The following is a 22,260-nucleotide window of genomic DNA, read 5'->3' on the forward strand; positions in this document are numbered from 1 at the left end:
AAAAAGAGAGACAAAAGACATTCCTTCGCTTCTCACTCTCCTGTCTTCATTCTACTTGGCATTCAGCAATACATACGTTTGGCCCGGTTCCGTCGCCAGGTCATACAGCCAGACGCCGTTGGCGGGCATTTCCGGCGCGGTGGTCTGGTAGCGGTTTTCGGGTAATTGGAAAAAGGGATTCGGGTTGGCGCCCCGGGCGGTTTTCAGGGCGGTTTTTCCATCGGTTTTCAAGGCATTGGTCAACCGCAACCGGCAGTTGCCCCCCAGCGCCGACCGAACGGCCACGCGGGTCAGCTTGCCGGCTTTCCAGCTCAGGTCCAGTTCAAAACCGCCCCGCGCTTTGAGTCCTTTCACCTCGCCGGTGGCCCAGGCATCGGGCCGGGCGGGCAGCAGGTTGAGCAAGCCGTCGTGGCTTTGCAGCAGCATTTCGCCAATGCCCGACGTGCCGCCAAAATTGCCGTCGATTTGGAACGGCGGATGCGCGCAGAACAGGTTCGGATACGTGCCCCCGCCCTGGGCGTAGTCGGTTCCTTCCACGCCCGTCAGCTTGAGCAGTTCGCGCAGCAATTTGTAAGCGTGATTGCCGTCGTGCAGCCGCGCCCAGAAGTTAATTTTCCAGGACTTGCTCCAGCCGGTTCCGCCATCGCCCCGGATTTCGAGCGTTCGTTTGGCCGCGTCCGCCAACGCAGGCGTCGTCAGGGGCGACACTTCCCGGCCCGGATGCAGCACGTACAGGTGCGAAACGTGGCGGTGTTGCGGATCTTCGTCCTGCCAGTCTTTGTACCACTCCTGCAAATTGCCGTTTTTGCCAACCTGCAACGGAAACAGGTTTTTCTTTTTCTGGGCCAGTTCCTTCCGGAAATCCGCATCAATACCCAGTTGCGACGACGCCTGAATGACGTTGGAAAACACGTCCCAGATCAAGCCCATATCCATCGTGGTAGCCACCGAAACCGCCTGTTTCACGCCCTGATCGGTGATAAAAACGTTTTCGGGCGAGGTGGCCGGCGCCGTCACCAGACGGCCTTGTTGGTCTTCCACCAGCCAGTCGAGGCAGAACAAGGCAGCCTCCTTCATCAGCGGATACGCGTAGTCGCGCAGGTACTTTTTGTCGCCGGTAAACAGGTAATGGTCGTAAAGATGCTGGCAGAGCCACGGCCCGCCCATCGCCCAGTTGGCCCACGACGGGCTGCCTTTGCCTTTATCGCCCACGGGGTTGCTCGTCGCCCAGAGGTCCGAATTGTGGTGAATCGTCCAGCCCCGGGCGTTATAAAAATTCTTCGTGGTTTCGCGCCCGGTCACCGCCATGTGGCCAATCCAGTCGAGCAACGGCCGGTGCAGTTCCGACAGATTGACCATTTCGGCGGGCCAGTAGTTCATTTCGGTGTTGATGTTGGTCGTGTAGTTGCTGCTCCAGGGCGGACGCACCATCGGATTCCAGAGCCCCTGCAAATTGGCCGGAACCCCGCCGGGCCGCGAACTCGAAATCAACAGATACCGCCCAAACTGAAAATACAGCGTTTCCAGCTCCGGGTCAGCGCCCCCTTCGGCGTAGCGTTTCAGTCGCTCATCCATCGGCAGCGTAACCGGCGATGCGGTTGGCAGCGTAAACGTTATACGGTTAAAATACCGCTGGTAATCAGCCACATGATCCCGGCGCAGCGCATCGACGGTTTTGGCAAGGGCTTTTTTCAGATACCCGTCCGCGAGTTGTTTTTCATCCCGCCCTTCGCGGTCGGGGCATTTGTCGAACCCGTTGAAGCTCGTCGCGGCCGTCAGCAGCAAAACCGCTTCGGTCGCGTTCTGAATCCGGATGCCCGCCGTATCGGCCGAAACCGTGCCGTCGGTCGAGCGCACTTTCACCCGCCAGTCGAACCGCATGCCCCGGCACCCGGCGGAGTCTTCGTAAAAAACCGGCTTTTGATGGTAACTAACGTAATTCGGATCGGCGTGGGCGGGCGCTTTTCCGCGCAGAACGAGTTCATCCCGCCCCGCTACGGTTTTTGTCACCGGATGTACGCTCCGGGCGGCTGCCGTTACGTTCAGGCTTCCTTTCTTATCCGCCGTCAACCGCACCACAATCACCTGATCGGGCGCGGAAGCGAAAATTTCCCGGGTGTAGGTCACGCCCTCGGCCCGAAACCGGGTGGTCGAGCTGGCGTTATCAATATTCAGATCCCGGTAATACGCCGTCGGCGGCCCCGCCAGAGTCTGTTTCAGCAGCAGATCGCCCAGCGGCTGGTAGGCTTCCGTATACAAGCCTTGCAGGTTTTGCGTCAGTTTGGCGGCAGCGGCATAGTCTTCCCGAAAAAGGGCCTCCCGGATTTCGGGCAGGTATTTCGCCACACCGGGATTCGGATTTCGGTTGACCGGCCCACCCGACCAGAGCGAGGCTTCGTTTAACTGAATCAACTCTTCACCGGGCCGCCCGAACACCATGGCCCCCAGCCGCCCGTTGCCCACAGGCAGGGCTTCGTTCCAGTTGCGGGCGGGCTGGCGATACCAGATGGCCGCCGGCTTTTGCCCAAAAACCGGGTGAATCAGCAGGCCCAGCACACCGATTCGGAGGATTCGGCGGCTCAGAAATGAAAAATTACGGGTAGAAAAGTACATGGTTTTAAAAGGGACGACCGCCCGATACTTACTGTATCGCCCGGTTTGATCCTGTATCAATGGGTATTTTAAAATGGTTTTATCATTCGCGCCGTTTACCGGATCGCTCCTGAAGTTGGTATTGTACGGTTCAATCAATACCTTGATTTCCAAACAGAAGCTACGGTATCCATGCGTTCGACCCTGCGTTATCACCTCGTTTTGGTAACCTTCTTTTTCCTGGCGGCCACCCGCCCCGGCCGGAGCCAATCCGCCGAATCGCTGACAATTGGAAAAGAGCACACCCTCCATTCAGCCGTCCTGGGCGAAGAGCGGTCTTTTTTCATCAGCGTTCCCGCTTCGTACGATCAGGATGAGTTCTACCAGCGCAAACGGTATCCCGTCCTGATTCTGCTGGATGCCGATACGCATTTTCGCTACGCCAGCAGCATGATCCACTTTTTGAGCGAAGGCTCGAATGAGCAGATTCCCGAACTGATTGTGGTGGCTGTCCGGAACACCAACCGGACCCGCGATATGACGTCGGATTTACCCAACAAGACCACCCCTTTTGCGGCTTTTCTGGAAAAGGAGCTGCTGCCCCACATCGACCAGCACTACCGAACCCTGCCGTACCGCTTGCTGGTGGGACATTCCCTGGCGGGTTTATTTGCCGTAAACTGTTTGCTGAACCAAAACGCGTTCAATGCCTACATTGCCATCGACCCGACACTAACCTGGAACAACCGGTACCTGCCCGCGAAGGCGGACTCGGTTTTGAAGGCCAACACCGCCCTGCGGGGTAAATTGTACGTCACACAAGCCAACAACCCCTTTGATCCCGGCCCGCACACCGGCGTCCGGGGAAAATCCTTTGATTCCTTCCGGGCGAGTTTAACCAGCCATAGCCCCGCCCGGCTTTCGCATCGCTATGCGTATTACGAACAGGAAACGCATTTTTCGGTGCCTTTCCGGAGCCTGCACGATGGCCTGCTGTTCGTGTTCGAAAACTATGAATTTCCGGTTCCGACGTTTTTAGCGCAGGGAAGCAGCGGCATCCGCCAGCATTATCAGCGGTTATTTGAGCAGTGGGGCGCCAACCTGCTGCCCCCCGGCAAGGTCATGAATCAGGTCAGCCTGTTTCTGCTCCAGAGCCAGAAGCAGGCTGACCAAGCCCTTGACTTGTTAAAACTGACCGAACAGTATTACCCCGATTCGCCGGTCGTTCACCGCAGTCTGGGCGAAGCTTATCAGGCCAAAGGCGACAAGGCCAAGGCGATTCAAGCCTACCGAAAAGTGCTGGCCCTGAAAGCAACCGATGAGAAAGCCCGCCAGGCGATTCAGACAATGAGCCGGCAATAGACCCGAAACCCGGCCGGGCCTGCTCTTTTTCAGGCGTTGTTATACACTTTCAAAACCGACTCACGGAGCATTTTCCCGGCGCCAAACGTCACGAAATCGACCAGTTCGGCGATCTCTTCGGGCTTCACCCAGTTGGCCGGATCGGCGTCGGGCATGGCTTCCCGGTTGGCCGGGGTGTCGATGGTGCTGGGCACCAGCACCGTTGACACGACATTTTTGCTTTTGCCGGCGGCATTCAGAATTTCGGACAACTGAATCACCAACGCTTTCGACAAGGCATAGGCCACCATGTGTTGCCCGGCCGACGGCACCAGGGCCGGGCGCGCGCCCACCAGCACCAGCCGCCCGCCCGCGGCTTGCTGCGTCATTTGCTCAAAAACAGGTCGGGCGACCTGGTAGGTGGTCTGAAAATTCAGGCGGATCATCTGGTCGACGGCCCCAAAATCGGTTTCTTCCAGCGCGCCCATCGCAAAACCGCCCACCAGCAACACCGCTGCGTCGATGCGGCCGTGTTCGGCCACCACCTGCTCAACCAGTGCTTTACAACCGGCTTCGTCGGTCAGGTCCAGTTCGTGCGTGAACAGGCTGGGCCGGGCTTCCAGCGCGTGACCGCCCGGTTCGAGGGTTGCGACAACCGTGTGGCCGTTCTGCAACAGTTTTTTGGTAATGGAGCGGCCCAGGCCACCGGCTCCGCCGGTCAGGAAAACAAGAGACATGCGATTGGGATCAGGGTAAAATTCAAAGTAAGGAATGGAACGGGCCTATTCCAAAAAAACCAGGATTGAATTACATTTGGGTCTATTCTATTATTCCTAAACCATCCATGACAATTTCACGCCTTTTCCTGCCGCTCGTGCTGGTTGGCATGCTGACGGCGGCTTTCCGGCAGGACAAGCCCGCGTCGGACGACGCCCCCGACGAACACCGTTTTCGGAAAGTGGACCTGACCGGCGACCTCCGCGATCTGGTCGAGCTGGACATTGCGCCCAACGGCGACGTGTATTACATCAGCCACAACGGTGAACTCTACCGCCACCGCGTGGCCACCAAAGAAAACCGGCAGATCGGCCGGCTCGACGTTCAGCCGTCGGAAGCCATGCTCCAGGCCATCGCGCTGGACCCCGGTTTTGCGCAGAACCGCCATTTGTACCTGTATTACGCCCCCCGAAGCCCGAAGAATGTCAACGTACTGTCGCGGTTTACGCTCCGGGGCGATTCGCTCGACCTCGCTTCGGAAAAACGGATGCTGGAGGTGCCCGACTCCTGGCAGTGCTGCCACGCGGGCGGAGGCATGGCGTTCGATCAACACGGAAACCTGTACCTGACAACCGGCGATAATACCAATCCGTTCGGGACCAATTACGCGCCCATCGACGAACGGCCCGGCCGGGAAATCTACGACGCCCAGCGTTCGTCGGCCAATACCAACGATTTGCGCGGCAAAATTCTCCGGATTCATCCCGAACCCGACGGCACCTACACCATTCCGAAAGGCAACCTGTTTGCCGGTTCCAACGACAACCTGACGCGGCCGGAAATTTACGTCATGGGCTGCCGGAACCCGTTTCACCTGACCATTGACCGCGACACGGATTTTCTGTACTGGAGCGAAGTGGGCCCCGACGCCAGCGACAAGGAAGCCCGCGGACCGCGCGGTTACGACGAACTGAATCAGGCCCGCAAGGCCGGCAACCACGGCTGGCCGCTGTTTATCGGCAGCAACGAACCGTATGCCAAAGTCGATTTCACGAAAGATTCGGTCCTGTTTCAATTCGACCCCAAACAGCCCATCAACACTTCGGTCAACAACACCGGTCGGCGCGAGCTGCCCCCGGCCCAACCGGCGTTTCTGGCCTATCCGTACGATGTGCTGCCGGAGCACCCGGATTTGGGGTCGGGCGGACGCACGCTGGTGGCCGGACCGATTTATTATTTCGATCCGAAAAACCCCTCACCCATCAAGTTTCCGGCTTATTTCGACCGCCGGCTGTTTCTGGGTGAATGGATGCGCAACTGGATGAAAACCGTCGCGCTCGACGGGCAGAAAAACCTGAAAGCGCTGGAATCGTTCATGCCGTCGACGGCGTTTCGCAAACCGATTGCCATGAAATTCGGCCCCGACGGAGCCCTCTACCTCATCGAATTTGGCTCGCTCTGGGGCGGCAACAAAGATTCCCGCCTGACCCGAATTGAATACATCGCCGGAAACCGCCCGCCGATTGCCCACCTCGACGCCAGCACCGATGCCGGTGGGACGCCCCTGCCGGTCCGGTTTTCGGCCCAAAAATCGCTGGACTATGACAAAAACGATCAACTTTCCTACCGCTGGTCGATCAACGGAAAACCGCTCAGTCAAACCACGGCCGACCTGCCGTACACCTTTCAGAAACCGGGCAATTACCGGGTCAAACTGACCGTCAGCGACCGGGCGGGCCTGCGTTCCGAAGCCGAAACCGTAGTCAGCGCGGGCAATAATCCACCCAACGTAGCCATCGAACTGGGCGAACCGGGGCGGTTTTACGGCCCCACGGTTGCGTACCGGGTGAAGGTGGACGATGCCGAAGACGGGCGCATTGACCCGGCCCGGGTTCAGGTCAAACTCACGTATTTGCCCACTCGAAAAACCGTGTCGTTTTCGGACCAGGGCGAAGTCCAGTCGCCCCACCAGCGGGGCTACACCTGGATCGAAGAAAACGACTGCAAAGCCTGCCACGCCCTGAACGATAAATCCGTCGGGCCGAGCTTCCGGGCGATTGCCGCGAAGTACCAGCCGGAAAAATCGGATGTGGCGCTGGTGGAAAAACTAAGTCAGAAGATTCTGAAAGGCGGTTTTGGGGTCTGGGGGCAGGTGAACATGAGCGCACACCCGCAGCTTTCGGGCGAAGTTACGTCAGAAATGGTGCGCTATATTTTATCCTTGTCCGACCAGAAAACCGAGAAAAAACTCCCAGCGCAGGGCCAGTTTTCCACCGCCCCAAACACCGAGGGCACGTACATTCTGACGGCCAGCTACACGGACAAAGGCAACAAAACCGCCCGCCCGCTGACGCGCCAGTCGGCGGTGGTGTTGCGCTCATCGCTGCTGACGGCCCAGGATTTTGACGCGCATTACGAACTCAATCGCCGGGACATTCTGGCGGATGTGCACAAAGCGGCCTGGGTGATGATGCGCCAGTTTGACCTGACCGGCATTCACGTCGTCGACTTCACGCTGGCCGCTGCCCTGAAAGGCACCCTGATCGAAGCCCGGCTGGACGGCCCGGAGGGTGAGCTGGTGGGCGAACTGCACGTGCCCCAAACCGGTCGAAAACAGTGGACGGAAAAATCCATGCCCATCAAGGCGGTTTCGGGCGTACACGATGTGTATTTCGTTTTCCGCAACCGGCTGACGGTCGTGGATCTGATCGAAGTCAAGGACGTGCGGTTTCGGAAGGATATACCGTAATCACAATCGACTTGGAAATCGGCGTCAGGCTGCCTTCGGCCACGCGGTCGATGGGCACGAGCACGTTCGTTTCCGGAAAATAGGCCGCGGCACACCCGCGCGGAATGTTGTACGGCACGATGACGAAGCGTTCGGCGGTGCGGATTTTGCCGTCGTAGCGGCTTTGCAGATTGACTACCTGCTGCGGCTGCAAGCCCCGGCTGGCAATGTCGTCGGCGTGCATGAACACCACGCGCCGTTCGTTGTGAATGCCCCGGTAGCGGTCGTCGCGGCCGTAGACCGTGGTGTTGAACTGGTCGTGGCTGCGGATGGTCATCAGCAGCAGTTCGTCGGGCTGCAACACGTGCGGATCGGGGACGTTGATCGAGAACTGCGCCTTGCCGTCTTTGGTGGCAAATTTCCGTTCGCGGGGGCCGTTGGGCAGATAAAAACCGCCCGGTTTTCGGACGCGCGCGTTGTACTGATCAAAACCGGGCACCACTTGTTCGATCAGGTCACGGATGTGGTCGTAATTTCCGATCAGCGTCTCCCAGTCGACGGTGGTTTTCCGGTTGCGAAAAACCGCCCTGGCCAGATCCGCCACGATGGCCGGTTCACTTTTCAGGTGTTTCGAAACCGGCTCCAGCCTTCCATACGATTGCTGCACGACGCCGGTGGTGGCTTCGGTGGTAACAAACTGGTGACCAGACGCCTGCACGTCGCGGTCGGAGCGGGCCAGGCAGGGCAGAATCAGGGCGGTTTCGCCGTGAATCAGGTGGCTGCGGTTGAGCTTGGTCGATACCTGAACCGTCAGCCGGCACGTTTGCAGGGCTTCGGCGGTGTAATTCGTGTCGGAAACCGCCATCAGAAAATTTCCGCCCATGCCGAAGAAAACCTTTGCTTCGCCCTTGTGCATGGCCTGCACGGCATCGACGGTGCTAAAACCGTGTTCGCGCGGAGGTTCAAACCCAAAGACGGCTTTCAGTTTGTCCAGAAATTCGGGCTTCGGTTTTTCCCAGATGCCCACCGTCCGGTCGCCCTGCACGTTGCTGTGGCCCCGAATTGGCGCGGCTCCCCCACCCTCGATGCCGATGCTGCCTTTTAGCAGGAGCACATTGATGATTTCGTTGATCGTCTGAACGGAGTTGCGGTGCTGCGTCAGGCCCATCGCCCAGCAGATAATGATTTTCTTTTTGTGTTTGATGGCATCGACCGCCTGCTGAATCTGCGCCAGCGACAAACCGGTTTGCCCGACCAGCTCACTCAGCTCATACTGCGCCAGGCTATTGATAAAGTTTTCGTAACCAGCCGTATAGCGTTCAATAAACGGCTTGTTAATGACCAGGCCCGGCGTTTTTTTCTCTTCTTCGAGCAGCAGTTTACAAACCGCTTTCAGAAAAGCCAGGTCGGAGTTGATGCGGATTTGCAGGTAGAGATCGGTCAGTTTCTGGCCACCCAGGGTCATGTCGCGGACGCTTTGCGGGTATTTGAACGCCAGCAAACCCGTTTCGACCAGCGGATTTACGGCAATGATCGTCGCGCCGTTGCGTTTGGCCTGTTCCAATGGCGTCAGCATGCGGGGCGCGTTGGTGCCCGGATTCTGCCCCATGATGATGATGACTTCGGCTTTTTCAAAATCGTCGTACACGATCGACGCCTTGCCCAGCCCCAGCGTTTCGGCCAGCGCAACGGAGGTCGATTCGTGGCACATGTTCGAGCAGTCCGGCAGGTTGTTGGTGCCAAATTCCCGCACGAACAACTGGTACAGAAAAGCCGCTTCGTTACTGGTTCGGCCGGAGGTATAAAAAACCGCTTCGTTCGGAGAAGCCAGCGCATTGAGTTCCTCCGCGATGAGCTGAAAAGCCGCTTCCCACGAAATCGGCGCGTAGTGCGTCTGGCCTTTCCGGATCACCAGCGGCTGCGTCAGACGACCCTGCTGGCCGAGCCAGAAATCATCTTTCTGCCGCAACTCGTCCACCGAATACCGCTGAAACAAAACCGGTGAGGCCGTGTGTTTGGTCATCACCTCGTCGGCGACGGCTTTGGCGCCACTCTCGCAATATTCCGCGATGGACGACCGGTCGTCGTCGGGGTCGGGCCAGGCGCAGCTCGGGCAGTCGTAGCCGTCTTTCTGGTTCAGTTCGATCAGGGCTTTCCAGCCCCGCACGAGTTCGGTATTTCGGAAAACGTGCCGAAACGATTCGGTAATGGCGGTCATGCCGGCCGCCGTTGCGGCCGGTTTCGTAATTTTCAGGCCGGTCAGGGCGTCAGGAGCGAGTTTCATTCGTCTGGGTTTGAGCAGCCGGCGCGGGGGTCGGCGCATAAGAATTAAAGCGATTATCCCGGACAAAACCGAGCAGCGTCATGCCGGCTTCGTTCGCCAGTTCGACGGCCAGGCTCGAGGGTGCGCCGACAGCCGCCAGCAGCGGTACGCCCGCCATCCAGCATTTTTGCACCAGCTCGAACGCAACGCGCCCGCTGACCAGAACGCCAAACCGGCTCAGCGGGAGCCAGCCCTGCCAGAAAGCCGCGCCAATGAGTTTATCCAGCGCATTGTGCCGCCCGATGTCTTCCCGAACGAGCAGCAACTGGCCGGTTTCGTCGAACAGGGCGGCCGCGTGCAACCCGCCCGTGTAGGCAAAAGCTCGCTGCGCCTGCCGGAGTTTTTCGGGGAGGGCATGAATCCGTTCGGGATCAAGGTGGAAACCGGGACGGAGGGGTGTCTGACAAACCGTCTGCACGGCTTCAATCGACGCTTTTCCACAAATGCCGCAACTGGAGGCCGTATAGCTGTGCCGCTCGAGCCGCTGCCAGTCGACCACAACCTCCGGTTGCAGCTCCACGCGCAGCACATTTCCTTTTTTTGCGGCATCGGAAACGCAGTGACGGACGGAAACAACCTGAGCCGGGTGGGAAAGAATATTTTCGGTAAACAAAAACCCCAGGGCCAGTTCTTCGTCGTGGCCGGGCGTTCGCATGGTTACGGCCACGCTGCGTTGCTGACGGTCGTCCGCCGGGCCAAACCCCAGCCGGATTTCCAGGGGCTCTTCCACGGCCAGCAAATCCGTCTGTTCCAGCGAGATAGCAGATTGTGAAATTTTTCGGATGGTTACGGGAGCGACGGACAGCATACTCTAATTTTAGAATCTATTTTAAAACAACCGGATTGAAAAAGAGTTTAAGGGCGGTTTTATTTTCCGCCATTTCGGGTTAAAAAGAGGATTGACAGACATAAAAAGAATTTTTCGTGCATAAAATAGGACAGTACATGAAAGTCAGCCTGTCAATAGCATTTATCTTTGGGTATAAGTTCGATTAAATAATCTTTGTATAAAGATTCGACTAAAACTCAGAAGATTCAATCGCGTCGGCGTTCCGACATCAATTCGATATGCTCAGTACGAACAACACACGGCAGGCGAACGAGTTTCGTCATGTAAGCTACTTATGGGACGAAGCCAAAGCCGCCCAACTGGCCGGTGACGAAGTGGCCCTCCTCATTTATCGTTCCAACCTCCTGGGTGCCGACCTGCGGCTGACCAACTACGGCGGGGGCAACACGTCCTGCAAAACGATGGCGAAAGATCCGCTGACGGGCAAGGATACCGAAGTGATGTGGATCAAAGGTTCCGGGGGCGACCTCGGCACCATGAAGCGGAGCGGTCTGGCCGCCCTGTACGTGGATCGGTTGCGGAGTCTGAAAAACATTTACCGGGGTATCGAATTTGAAGATGAGATGGTCGAACTGTTCAACCACTGCATCTTCGATCTGTCGTCCAAAGCGCCGTCGATCGACACGCCCCTGCACGGTTTTCTGCCGTTTGCGCACATCGACCACCTGCACCCGGATGCGGCCATCGCCATTGCTGCGGCCAAAGACGGCAAGAAAATCACCCAGGACCTGTTCGATGGCACCATCGGCTGGGTCGAATGGCAGCGTCCCGGTTTTGATCTGGGGCTGAAACTGGCCGAATGTCTGGAGCAGAATCCGGGCATCCGGGGCATCATGCTGGGTTCACACGGCTTGTTTACCTGGGGCGACACGGCTTACGAAAGCTACATCAATACGCTGGAAGTCATCGAACGGTGTGCGGAATACCTGGAAGAAAACTACGGTAAAAACCGCCCGGTTTTTGGCGGTGCCAAACTCGAAAGCCTCGACAAAGAGGCCCGTCTGCAACAGGCCGCTACGCTGGCGCCGGTGCTGCGCGGTTTCTGCTCGAATAAAACGTCGATGATCGGCCATTTTACGGACGACGAGCGCGTGCTGGAGTTCATCAATTCCAACGACCTCGACCGGCTGGCTCCGCTCGGCACGTCCTGCCCCGACCACTTCCTGCGGACCAAAATCAGCCCGCTGGTGCTCGATCTGAAACCGGACGAAGATGTGACCGACACGGCGGCCATTCAGGAGCGCCTGACGCCCGCGTACGAAGCCTACCGGGCGATGTACGAAGACTATTACGAAACCTGCAAACACCCGAACAGTCCGGCGATCCGCGACAAAAACCCGGTGGTCATTCTGTGGCCGGGGGTGGGGATGTTCGCGTTTGCCAAAGACAAGCAGACGGCGCGGGTGGCGGCTGAGTTTTACACCAACGCCATCAACGTCATGAAGGGTGCCGAAGCCATTTCGGAATATACGTCCCTGCCGCGTCAGGAAGCGTTTGACATTGAATACTGGCTGCTGGAAGAAGCAAAATTGCAACGGATGCCGAAACCGAAGCCGTTGTCGGGCAAAATTGCGCTGATTACGGGCAGTGCGGGCGGTATTGGCAAAGCCATTGCCAAAAGATTTGTGGCTGAGGGTGCTGTAGTGGTGATCAACGACAACGATCCGGAGCGCCTGAAAGGGGCCGACGAAGACTTCCGCCAGCAATACGGCCGGGATACGCACACGTCCGCTACACTCGATGTAACCAGCGCCGAAACCATTCGCAAGGCGTTTGATGCGGCTGCTCTGGCGTTCGGCGGGGTGGATATTGTGGTCAACTGCGCCGGTTTGTCGATTTCAAAACCGATTGAAGAACATACCGAAAAAGACTGGGATCTGCTGTATGACGTGCTGGTGAAAGGCCAGTTCCTGGTGACGCAGAAAGGCGTTGAGATCATGCGGAAGCAGAAACTAGGCGGTGACGTGATTAACATTGCCAGCAAGAACGGTCTGGTTTCCGGCCCCAACAACGCGGGTTACGGTTCGGCCAAAGCCGCGCAATTGCACCTGAGCCGACTGAATGCCGCCGAACTCGGGAAAGACCACGTGCGGGTCAATGTGGTGAATCCGGATGCGGTAATTTCCGACAGCAAAATCTGGGCGGGGGCCTGGGCCGAAGGCCGCGCCAAAGCCTACGGCGTGACGGTGGAAGAGCTGCCCGCTTACTACGCCAAGCGGACCCTGCTGAACGAAATTATTCTGCCGGACGACATTGCCAATGCCTGTTTCGCGTTTGTGGGCGGTTTGCTGAGCAAATCGACCGGCAACGTGCTCAACGTCGACGGCGGGGTGGCGATGGCGTTTGTGCGATAAAAGTTAAAGAGTGATATCGCAGCGTTAAGCGGAGTAAATCAGCGTTTATCAGAGAAAAACCTCTGCGTAACGCTGATTTACTCCGCTTAACGCTGCGAAACAACTTATCCCCTAAACCCCTAACCTCCCATGCAACTCGAAGGCTATCAGATTGCAGATCATAATAACAAGCTCCAGGAAGCGCACCAGCGCAAACTGTCCTACTGGACCGAGGAAGTCGGCAATGCGGAGGAGGTTATCAAAAAACTGATTGAGTTCCAGATTGCGATTCCGAGTTGGGCGCTCGGTACGGGCGGCACGCGCTTCGGGCGGTTTCCGGGGGGCGGAGAACCGCGTTCGCTGGAGGAAAAGATTTCGGACGTGGGGTTGCTGCACGCCCTGAATCAATCGAGCGGGGCGATTTCGCTGCACATTCCGTGGGATATTCCGAAAGACGGGGAAGCCATCAAAAGCCTGGCCGCCAGCTTCGGGCTGCGGTTCGATGCGATGAATTCCAACACGTTTCAGGACCAGCCTGACCAGAAACACAGTTACAAGTTTGGTTCGTTGCAGCACGTCGACCGGGCGGTGCGCCAACAGGCCATCGATCATAACATTGAGGTGATCAGGCACGGCGTTGCGCTGGGCTCCACTTCCCTGACGGTTTGGCTCTCCGACGGTTCGTGTTTTCCCGGTCAGTTGAATTTCCGGAGGGCGTTTGAGCGCACGCTGGAGAGCTTGGAAGAAATCTACGCGGCCTTGCCCGACGATGGGACCGCCCCGTGGAAGATGTTCGTTGAATACAAAGCCTTCGAGCCCAATTTTTATTCCATGACCGTCGGCGACTGGGGTTCGTCCCTGCTGTTTGCGGACAAACTCGGTCCGAAAGCCTACACGCTGGTTGACCTGGGCCACCACCTGCCCAACGCCAACATCGAGCAGATTGTTGCGCTGCTGCTGATGGAAGGCAAGCTGGGCGGTTTTCACTTCAACGATTCCAAATACGGCGACGATGACCTGACCGTCGGCAGCATCCGGCCTTACCAGCTTTTCCTGATTTTCAACGAGTTGATTGACGGCATGGACCGCAAGGGGATGAATCACGCGACGGATCTGGGCTGGATGATCGACGCGAGCCACAACGTCAAAGATCCGCTGGAAGATTTGCTGCAATCCGTCGAAGCCATTCAACTGGCCTACGCCCAGGCGCTGCTGGTGGACCGCCCGGCGCTGGAAGAAGCCCGGGAAGCCAACGACGTGGTGCGGGCGCAGGAGATTTTGCAGGAAGCCTTCCGCACCGATGTTCGGCCGCTGGTGGCCGAAGCCCGTCGGCGGGCCGGTGGAGCCTTGCAGCCCCTGGCGCTGTTCCGCCAATTAAACATCCGCCAGCAGCTCATCAGCGAACGCGGACTGAAAACCATCGCAACAGGACTTTAAATTATTGAGTGAATTAGCGATTGAGTGATTGAGTGGGTTACCGATACAATGATTGATATCGGTCTGCTTTTAACCGATTGTTCCTTCACTCAATCACTCAATCGCTAATTCACTCAATGAAAACGCCAGTCATTGCCATTTTTGACATCGGGAAGACGAATAAGAAGTTGTTTCTGTTCAACGAGCGGTACGAAATCGTGTGGGAACGATCGGAGCCGTTTACCGACATTGTGGATGAGGATGGCGACCCCTGCGAGGACCTGAACCGACTGACGACCTGGGTGCAGACATTGCTGCGCGAGGTGCTGGAATTGCCCGAATTTGACATCAAAGCCTTAAATTTTTCGACGTACGGCGCCAGTTTTGTGTACCTGAGCGAAGAAAGCCGTCCGATCGGTCATCTGTATAATTACCTGAAACCGTATCCGGCGGCTGTTCGGAAGAAATTCTACAAAACCTACGGCGAGGAAGCGACGCTGGCCATGGAAACCGCTTCTCCGGCGCTGGACAGCCTGAATTCCGGGTTGATGCTATACCGCATTAAGTACGATAAGCCGAAATTATTCCGCAAAATCTGGTACTCGCTGCATTTGCCCCAATACCTGAGCTACCTTTTTACGGGACAGGTGCTGACGGATGTAACCAGCCTTGGTTGTCACACCATGCTGTGGGACTACACGAAAAACCAGTACCACGACTGGGTGATCAGTGAAAAGCTGGACAAACTTTTCGGACCCATTTTTACGTCTGACAGCGTCCTGAACGCCATTTGGCTGAACCACCCACTGAAAGTTGGGGTCGGGCTGCACGACAGCTCGGCGGCTTTAATACCGTATCTGGCTTCGTTTCAGGAACCGTTCGTGCTGATTTCGACGGGCACCTGGTCGATCAGCCTCAATCCGTTCAACACCATTCCGCTGACGGCTGAAGAATTGCAGTATGATTGTCTGTGTTACATGCATTATAAAGGCCAGCCCGTCAAGGCATCACGTTTGTTTGCGGGTTACGAACACGAACAGCAAACCAAACGACTGGCTGCTCACTTTACTACCGACGAAAATTATTACAAGCAGGTCGATTACAACCCGGAACTGATTCATTACTTGCGGGAAGCCCGCCCGAATGCCGCCAATCGGTTTGACGAAGTGAAAGCGCCCCCGCTCCAGGAATCCCTTTTCAGCCACCGCGACCTGTCGGTTTTCCGGACTTACGAAGAAGCCTATCACCAGCTAATGCTGGACATTGTCGCCCAGCAACTGGTTTCGACCAATCTGGTGCTCGATAACTCTCCCGTCAAGCGCATTTTTGTCGATGGCGGTTTCAGCAAGAATCCTATTTACATGAACCTGCTGGCGGCCGCTTTTCCCCAGATCGAGGTGTTTGCGGCCTCGATGGCGCAGGCCACGGCTTTGGGCTCTGCCCTGGCCATTCACTCGTACTGGAACAGCAAACCGCTTCCCGGCGACACCATTGAACTCAAGCACTACACGGCTGCCGGTCGGTATGTAGCGTAGTAATAAAGGAATTAAGCCCAAAGACAAGAGAGGTGAAACCAGGGTCTAATAGACGGCGAACAACGTTCGATCTATGGTCCCCGTTTCCCCTCTCTTGTCTTTTTATCTGCTGCTCTTCGGCTTTTTACCGCTCATCCCTCCTATTTACCGAATCCTCAAAAAAGACAAAACTTTTTTGAGGAATATTTGGTTGATATATCAACGTACAATAAGTTTGTGACCATGATTACGCAGGAAGATAGTACCATAAAGGAAAAGATTTACAACATGATGGGCCGCCTGGTGGTGTTTAACATCACGCACGTTTCCCACATGTTTGCCAAGAAGACCAACCGCGATTTGGCAAAATCCGGGATTTCGCTGCAATTGGAACAGCTTCCGGTTCTTTTTGTGGTCAATTGTTCGCCGGATGGTTTGCTTTCGCAGCAGGATATTGCGAATCTCCTGCAAAAAGACAAATCGGGCATTCAGCGGTCTATTCGCACCCTAGAGCGGGACGGATACCTCCGCGTGACGCCCGACAGCATTGACCGGAGAAAGAATCTGATCAAGCTAACCCCCGCCGGGAAACTGACGATCGAAAAAGTAATGGAAACCGCCAAGCAACTCGATGAGGAAATTACCAACCAGCTCGAACCCGAAGAAGTGGCTACCCTGCTCCGGCTGGTAAGGAAAGTGACGACGCTACTGGAAAATTAATTTTTTTGAATAAATAGTTGACATATCCACTGTTGATAGGTCTCCGATGTAAGTTTTTCTTTTTTTAGTACAATTTATGAAAAAGGTAATTGCTCTTGTTTTAACGCTTTCAGTGACTGCTTCGCTGCCCGGACTGGCGCAGACGGACTGGTCACTGAAGCAATGCATCGACTACGGTCTTCAACATTACGGAACCGTACGCATTGCCCAGTATCAAACGCAAACGGCTGATCAGCAGGCTCGTCAGGCGGTTGGGTTGTATTTGCCACAGGTATCCGGAACGGGAAACTTTACGGACAACCTCAAATTACAGACTTCGATTATCCCGGCCGGTATTTTCGGTCCGGAGCCGGTTCGGGTTGCCTTCGGTCAGAAATACCAGACCACGGCCAGTGCGACGGCAACGCAGGCCATTTACGATAAATCGCTGCTGCTCGGTCTGAAAGCCAACAAGCCGAATCAGCAACTGGCGCAGTTGAACGACCGCCAGACGCGCGAAGACGTAATCTATAACATCACCAGCAACTATTATCAGGTTTTTATTGCCAAACAGCAGATCAGTCTGCTGCGCGACAACCTGGAACGGACCCAGCAGGTACTGGACGTGCTGAAACTTCAGCGGGACAATGGGGTGATCCAGCCCATCGACTATACCAACACGGAAGTGAGCTACAACAACAACCGCTCGCAACTGTCGCTGGCCGAAAACGACCTGAATCTGGCCTTGAACCGGTTGAAATTTCAAATGGGCTTGTCGCAGGAGCAGGTAATTGAACTGCCGGACTCGCTGGCGCTCGGACAGGCATCGCCGGTTGAAACTACCCCGTTCGACGTCAAGAAACTGGCCGGTTATCAGCAAACGGAAACGAACCTGTCGTTGCAACGCCTGCAACTGGAACGAATCAAGGCGGGTTACCAGCCCACGCTGAGCGCGTCGGTCAGTTACGGAACGCTGGCCTTTGCGAACGAATTTGGGGGTGCGTTCAAGAACTTTACCGGTTTTGGTAGCGTCGGGGTGCGGCTGAACGTTCCGATTTTCGATGGTCTGCAACGCGATGCCCAGATTCAGCAGCAGAAGCTGACGGTTTTGACGCAGGAAGAACAGCAGCGGCTGAACGCTTCATCGTACCAGTTGCAGTTCAACAACGCCCAGTCGCAGTTGCAGCGCGCCAGGACTACGGCTCAGAACGACGAGCGGACGGTGAAACTGGCGCAGGAAGTGTACAACGTCACGACACTCCAGTATAAGCAGGGCACCAAAACGCTGACGGACCTGATCAACGCCGACAATTCGTACCGGCAATCGCAGTCGAATTACATCAACTCGCTCATTAATTTTTATCAGGCCCGCCTGGATTTAGAACAATCGCAGGGCAGTTTGTTAAGTTTTTATAATCAACTCTAAGAATACAACCGAAGAAAAGCTCATGAAAAAGTCATCCATCATCGTTGTACTGGCTATGGTAGCCATTACCGCACTCATCGGCTTCCGGCTGGCTTCCAATAAGAAGACCATTGATGAGAAGAATAAACTGCCGACGAACACCAACGTTGCCATTCCGGTCACCGTTACGCGGGTTGAAGAAGGCGAGGTTAGTCAGCAACTTATCAAAACCGGCAATCTGATTCCGTTCAAAGAAGCCAACATCACGGCTACCACGGCGGGGCGGGTGACGGCGGTAAACTTCGATCTGGGCTCGCAGGTGGGCCAGGGCAAGGTTCTGGTGCAGTTGGACAACAAGTTGAAAGAACTGTCGCTGGAAGCTACGCAACTGAATATTGAAAAGCTGAAAAAGGACGTAACTCGGTACAACACGCTGCTGGCCGGAAACGCCACGACGGAAATTCAGGTGAACGAGACGAAATACAATTACGAAAACGCCATCAACCAGGCTGAGCAGATCAAAAAGCAGATTCTGGATGCCAACGTGAAGGCGCCGATCAGCGGTCAGATCGTAAAGAAAGACATCGAACCGGGCGAATACATTTCTCCGGGTACGGTTTTGGGAACGGTGCTGGACGTAAACCGGCTGAAGGTGAATGTGCTGGTCAACGAGAGCGACGTATACCGCCTGCGCAAAGGTCAGACGGTGCGCATCTCGGCGGATGTGTTTCCGGGCAAAACCTTCAACGGACAGGTTTCGTACATCGCTCCGCAGGGTACCGATGAGCACAATTATCCCGTCGAAATTACGCTCAGCAGCGCGGGTAGTCTGAAAGCCGGAACGTTTGTGAACGTGGATTTCTCGCAGAAGTCGAACCAGAAAGCTCTGCAGATTCCGCGCACGACCCTGGTGGAAAGCATCAAGAATCCGTACGTGTACGTGATCGAAGGCAACGTTGCGAAGCAGCGGAAAATTAAAGTTGGCCGGGAATTCGGCGACACTATTGAAGTACTGGACGGCCTGGCGGCTGGTGATCAGGTGGTTGCCACCGGTCAATTGAACCTGAGCGACGGTAAATCCGTACAAGTCACAAAATAAAGAGTGAAAGAGCGAATGGTGAACGTTTCGGTATTGCCCGAGTCCGGCGTCCCGGTTTCATCATTCAGTTCTTCACCACTCGCTCTTTCACGCATTCACTCTTTCCAATTATGTCAATATCCGAAATAGCCGTTAAAAGACCGCTGCTGGTCCTCACGGTTTTCATCGTCCTGATTCTGTTCGGTGCGCTGAGTTACAAGCAGTTGTCGTACAATTTATTGCCAAAGTTTGAAGCCAACGTCATCAGCGTGGCAACGACCTACCGGGGCGCGTCGGCCGACGAAGTAGAAACCAACGTCACCAAACGCATCGAAGACGCCCTGTCGTCGCTGGAAGGTCTGGACCGCATGACGTCAACCTCGCAGGAAGGCGCTTCCATCGTGATCATTCAGTTGAAAAACGGCGTCAGCACGACCCTGGCCCAACAGGATGCCCAACGGAAAGTAGAGCAGATTGTCAACCTGTTGCCCGACGAAGCCGACCGTCCGATTCTGAATAAATTCTCGACCGACGAAATACCGGTTTTGCGGATGGGGGTCACGGCCGATATGTCGCCGACGAAACTCTATGATTTGATCGATGATGACATCAAACCGCAGCTTTCGAACGTATCGGGCGTGGGACAGGTGAACGTGATTGGTGGCAACGAACGGGAAATTCAGGTCAACATCAATCAGGAAAAACTCCGGGGGTACGGTTTATCAATCGGACAGGTATCGCAGGCCATTGCAGCCGCCAACACCAGCTACCCGGCGGGTCAGCTCGAAACGCGGGAATCGCAGCTTTCGATCCGGTTTGATGCTTCGGTGGAAACCACCAACCGGCTGCGGAACCTGATCGTTGCCCGCCGGACGAACGGCAGTGAGATTCAACTGAAAGATGTAGCCGAAGTGGTAGATGCCACCACGAAACCGACGGCCATCAACCACATCAATGCCCAACCGTCCATCGGTTTGCAGATCCAGAAGCAATCGGATGCCAACGCCGTGTCGGTCAGCCAATTGGCACAGGTCCGGATGAAGCAGCTTGAAAAGCAGTACAGCAACGTCAAGCTGAAATTCAACATTGCTTCTGACCAGTCGGTTTACACGCTGGCATCGGCCGATGCCGTCGTGTTCGATATGGGGCTGGCGATCCTGATCGTGTCGGTGGTGATGCTGCTGTTTTTGCACAGTTTCCGCTCGGCCATGTTCGTGCTGGTGGCGCTGCCTTCGTCGATGATTCCGACGTTTGCGCTGATGTACCTGATGGGCTTTTCGCTGAACCTGATGACGTTGATGGCGCTTTCGCTGGTGGTCGGTATTCTGGTCGATGACTCGATTGTGGTCCTGGAAAACATCAACCGGCACCTCGAAATGGGGAAAGACAAGCGCACGGCGGCTCTGGATGGCCGGAGCGAAATTGGCTTCACGGCCCTGGCGATTACGCTGGTGGACGTGGTGGTTTTCGTGCCGCTGGCCATGACCGGCGGTTTGATCGGGAACATTCTGCGGGAGTTTGCCCTCGTGGTGGTTTTCTCGACCCTGATGAGCTTGCTGGTGTCGTTTACGCTGACGCCCCTGCTGGCTTCGCGCTTCGGCAAAATTGAGGTGTTGAGCAAAAAATCACTCTGGGGCCGTCTGAACCTTGGTTTTGAAAACCTGCTGAACCGCATCACGGAAGCCTACGGCAGTATTCTGGTGTGGGTGCTGGGTCACAAACGGTATATTTTCCTGTCCGTGATTGCTTTGTTAGTTGGCTCCATTGCGCTGGTTCCGGCCGGTTTTATCGGTGGCGCGTTCATGCCGCAGAGCGACCAGGGCGAAATGGCCGTCAACCTGGAATTGGCCCCTACTGCTTCGATTTACCAAACGAACGCCGTCGCGCAACAGGCGGAGCAGATTATTATGAAGCACGCTGAAGTCACCAACGTTTTTACCAACGTCGGGTATACCAGCAGCGGGATTGCTACCTCTTCGAACAGCAACATTGCCGACCTGAACGTGAAGCTGGTGGATAAAAAACAGCGGACGCTTTCGACGGAAGAATTTGGTCAGTTGCTGAAGCGGGAAGTCGGCCAGATTCCGGGCGTGAAAGTAACGGTGAGCCCGGTCGGGATTGTGGGCGCATCACAGGCGCCGATCCAGATTGCGGTGAAAGGAACCAACCTGAAATCGATTCGGGAAGCGGCTGCGACCGTGTTGAACGTCACCAAATCCGTACCGGGAACCCAGGACGTGAAGTATTCGGTAAAAGATCCGAAACCGGAAGTAACCGTGAATCTTGATCGGGAGAAAATGGCCCAGCTCGGCATCAATGCGTCCGATGTGGGACTGGCCCTGCAAAATGCTTTCCGGGGGAACGACCAGTCGAAATTCAAACAGGGCGGTAATGAATACGATATCCTGATTAGTCTGGACCGTTTCGACCGCACGAACGCCAACGACATCAGCCGCCTGACGTTTGTTAACAGCCAGGGCAAAACGTTCGAACTTTCGCAGTTCGCTCAGGTACAGGAGCAAATCGGTGAAAGCGTGCTGGAGCGGATCGACCGGCTTTCGTCCGTAACGGTCAACGCGCAGGTAGTGGGCCGTCCGGTGGGTACCGTGGGTACGGATATCCAGACCAAGATGGCGAAGGTGAAACTGCCGGAAGGCGTGTCTGTCCAGTACCTGGGTCAGTTGCAACAGCAGTCCGACGCCTTTGGCAGCCTGGGTCTGGCGCTGGGAATCGCCATTCTGCTGGTTTACTTCATCATGGTGGCGCTGTATGAAAGCGTGGTGTATCCGTTCGTCGTTTTGTTCTCGATTCCGGTGGCGCTGGTTGGTGCCTTGCTGGCGCTGGCGCTGACGATGGAAAGCCTGACGGTTTTCTCGATTGTCGGGATGATTATGCTGCTGGGTCTGGTGGCTAAAAACGCCATCCTGATCGTTGACTTTGCCAACCAGTTGAAAGCCGAAGGACACGATGTGATTCACGCCCTGATCGAAGCCGGGAAAGAACGTCTGCGCCCGATTTTGATGACGACGCTGGCGATGATTCTGGGGATGCTGCCAATCGCGCTGGCGAGTGGAGCCGGGGCCGAAACCAAAAACGGGATGGCCTGGGTCATCATCGGCGGTCTGACGTCTTCCCTGCTGTTGACGCTGCTGGTAGTGCCTGCAACCTATCTGGTGGTGGATCGCCTGATCGCCCGGTTTTCCGGCAAAAAGGTAACACCGAAAAAACCGCAGGAACTGGAAGTTGCCCAGGCGATTGATTAAT

The 22,260-nt window shown here is 56.0% G+C and carries 13 protein-coding genes; 9 read left to right on the plus strand and 4 right to left on the minus strand.

Annotation, left to right across the window (positions count from 1 at the left end):
• Positions 1–51 precede the first annotated feature (51 nt).
• Entirely contained in the window at positions 52–2,613 is a 2,562-nt protein-coding gene (locus tag ACYVHX_RS03085) for a glycoside hydrolase family 95 protein (RefSeq protein WP_460670122.1), read from the minus strand.
• A gap of 171 nt (positions 2,614–2,784) precedes the next feature.
• Here ACYVHX_RS03085 and ACYVHX_RS03090 point away from each other — a divergent pair, with 171 nt between their 5' ends.
• Positions 2,785–3,954 (plus strand): alpha/beta hydrolase, encoded by a 1,170-nt coding sequence (locus tag ACYVHX_RS03090; RefSeq protein ID WP_460670123.1) that lies wholly within the window; start codon positions 2,785–2,787, stop codon positions 3,952–3,954.
• A gap of 29 nt (positions 3,955–3,983) precedes the next feature.
• Here the strand turns inward: ACYVHX_RS03090 and ACYVHX_RS03095 are convergent, their stop codons facing one another.
• Complete coding sequence (locus ACYVHX_RS03095) at positions 3,984–4,670, minus strand: SDR family NAD(P)-dependent oxidoreductase (RefSeq protein WP_460670124.1); 687 nt, start codon at positions 4,668–4,670, stop codon at positions 3,984–3,986.
• A 107-nt stretch (positions 4,671–4,777) separates the two neighbouring features.
• Here ACYVHX_RS03095 and ACYVHX_RS03100 point away from each other — a divergent pair, with 107 nt between their 5' ends.
• The gene (locus ACYVHX_RS03100) at positions 4,778–7,399 is read left to right on the plus strand and encodes a PQQ-dependent sugar dehydrogenase (RefSeq protein WP_460670125.1); all 2,622 of its coding nucleotides are present in this window, start codon (positions 4,778–4,780) and stop codon (positions 7,397–7,399) included.
• On the opposite strand, the gene ACYVHX_RS03105 is transcribed toward ACYVHX_RS03100, so the two are convergent.
• Together ACYVHX_RS03105 and fdhD are read right to left on the minus strand one after the other, a co-directional pair.
• The gene (locus tag ACYVHX_RS03105; RefSeq protein ID WP_460670126.1) at positions 7,365–9,662 is read right to left on the minus strand and encodes an FdhF/YdeP family oxidoreductase; all 2,298 of its coding nucleotides are present in this window, start codon (positions 9,660–9,662) and stop codon (positions 7,365–7,367) included. The two genes, ACYVHX_RS03100 and ACYVHX_RS03105, sit on opposite strands and share 35 nt — an antisense overlap.
• A complete protein-coding gene (fdhD, locus tag ACYVHX_RS03110; protein ID WP_460670127.1) occupies positions 9,646–10,509 on the minus strand; it encodes a formate dehydrogenase accessory sulfurtransferase FdhD in 864 nt (287 codons plus the stop codon). The genes ACYVHX_RS03105 and fdhD overlap by 17 nt, the downstream gene beginning before the upstream one ends.
• 260 nt (positions 10,510–10,769) lie before the next feature.
• On the opposite strand from fdhD, the gene ACYVHX_RS03115 reads away from it, so the two are divergent.
• The 7 genes from ACYVHX_RS03115 to ACYVHX_RS03145 all read left to right on the plus strand — a co-directional run bounded on the left by ACYVHX_RS03115 (position 10,770) and on the right by ACYVHX_RS03145 (position 22,259).
• Positions 10,770–12,905: a bifunctional aldolase/short-chain dehydrogenase gene (locus ACYVHX_RS03115; RefSeq protein ID WP_460670128.1), complete on the plus strand. Its 2,136-nt coding sequence runs from the start codon at positions 10,770–10,772 to the stop codon at positions 12,903–12,905.
• A 129-nt stretch (positions 12,906–13,034) separates the two neighbouring features.
• Positions 13,035–14,321: a sugar isomerase gene (locus ACYVHX_RS03120; protein ID WP_460670129.1), complete on the plus strand. Its 1,287-nt coding sequence runs from the start codon at positions 13,035–13,037 to the stop codon at positions 14,319–14,321.
• A 116-nt stretch (positions 14,322–14,437) separates the two neighbouring features.
• Entirely contained in the window at positions 14,438–15,835 is a 1,398-nt protein-coding gene (locus ACYVHX_RS03125) for an FGGY-family carbohydrate kinase (RefSeq protein ID WP_460670130.1), read from the plus strand.
• 222 nt (positions 15,836–16,057) lie between these two features.
• On the plus strand, positions 16,058–16,534 hold the full coding sequence (locus ACYVHX_RS03130) for a MarR family winged helix-turn-helix transcriptional regulator (protein ID WP_460670131.1): 477 nt from the start codon (positions 16,058–16,060) through the stop codon (positions 16,532–16,534).
• Between the two features lie 76 nt (positions 16,535–16,610).
• Positions 16,611–17,939, plus strand: a complete 1,329-nt coding sequence (locus tag ACYVHX_RS03135) for a TolC family protein (RefSeq protein ID WP_460670132.1) — start codon at positions 16,611–16,613, stop codon at positions 17,937–17,939.
• A 22-nt stretch (positions 17,940–17,961) separates the two neighbouring features.
• Entirely contained in the window at positions 17,962–19,017 is a 1,056-nt protein-coding gene (locus ACYVHX_RS03140) for an efflux RND transporter periplasmic adaptor subunit (RefSeq protein ID WP_460670133.1), read from the plus strand.
• Positions 19,018–19,127: 110 nt separating this feature from the next.
• On the plus strand, positions 19,128–22,259 hold the full coding sequence (locus ACYVHX_RS03145) for an efflux RND transporter permease subunit (protein WP_460670134.1): 3,132 nt from the start codon (positions 19,128–19,130) through the stop codon (positions 22,257–22,259).
• Position 22,260 lies beyond the last annotated feature (1 nt).

The sequence above is a fragment of the Larkinella ripae genome, from assembly GCF_054780775.1.

Coding starts and splice junctions, on each gene's coding strand:
- ACYVHX_RS03145 (WP_460670134.1), top strand. CDS start 19,128: ATGTCAATATCCGAAATAGCCGTTAAAAGACCGCTGCTGGTCCTCACG.
- ACYVHX_RS03140 (WP_460670133.1), top strand. CDS start 17,962: ATGAAAAAGTCATCCATCATCGTTGTACTGGCTATGGTAGCCATTACC.
- ACYVHX_RS03100 (WP_460670125.1), top strand. CDS start 4,778: ATGACAATTTCACGCCTTTTCCTGCCGCTCGTGCTGGTTGGCATGCTG.
- ACYVHX_RS03125 (WP_460670130.1), top strand. CDS start 14,438: ATGAAAACGCCAGTCATTGCCATTTTTGACATCGGGAAGACGAATAAG.
- fdhD (WP_460670127.1), bottom strand. CDS start 10,509: ATGCTGTCCGTCGCTCCCGTAACCATCCGAAAAATTTCACAATCTGCT.
- ACYVHX_RS03085 (WP_460670122.1), bottom strand. CDS start 2,613: ATGTACTTTTCTACCCGTAATTTTTCATTTCTGAGCCGCCGAATCCTC.
- ACYVHX_RS03130 (WP_460670131.1), top strand. CDS start 16,058: ATGATTACGCAGGAAGATAGTACCATAAAGGAAAAGATTTACAACATG.
- ACYVHX_RS03090 (WP_460670123.1), top strand. CDS start 2,785: ATGCGTTCGACCCTGCGTTATCACCTCGTTTTGGTAACCTTCTTTTTC.
- ACYVHX_RS03135 (WP_460670132.1), top strand. CDS start 16,611: ATGAAAAAGGTAATTGCTCTTGTTTTAACGCTTTCAGTGACTGCTTCG.
- ACYVHX_RS03115 (WP_460670128.1), top strand. CDS start 10,770: ATGCTCAGTACGAACAACACACGGCAGGCGAACGAGTTTCGTCATGTA.
- ACYVHX_RS03095 (WP_460670124.1), bottom strand. CDS start 4,670: ATGTCTCTTGTTTTCCTGACCGGCGGAGCCGGTGGCCTGGGCCGCTCC.
- ACYVHX_RS03120 (WP_460670129.1), top strand. CDS start 13,035: ATGCAACTCGAAGGCTATCAGATTGCAGATCATAATAACAAGCTCCAG.
- ACYVHX_RS03105 (WP_460670126.1), bottom strand. CDS start 9,662: ATGAAACTCGCTCCTGACGCCCTGACCGGCCTGAAAATTACGAAACCG.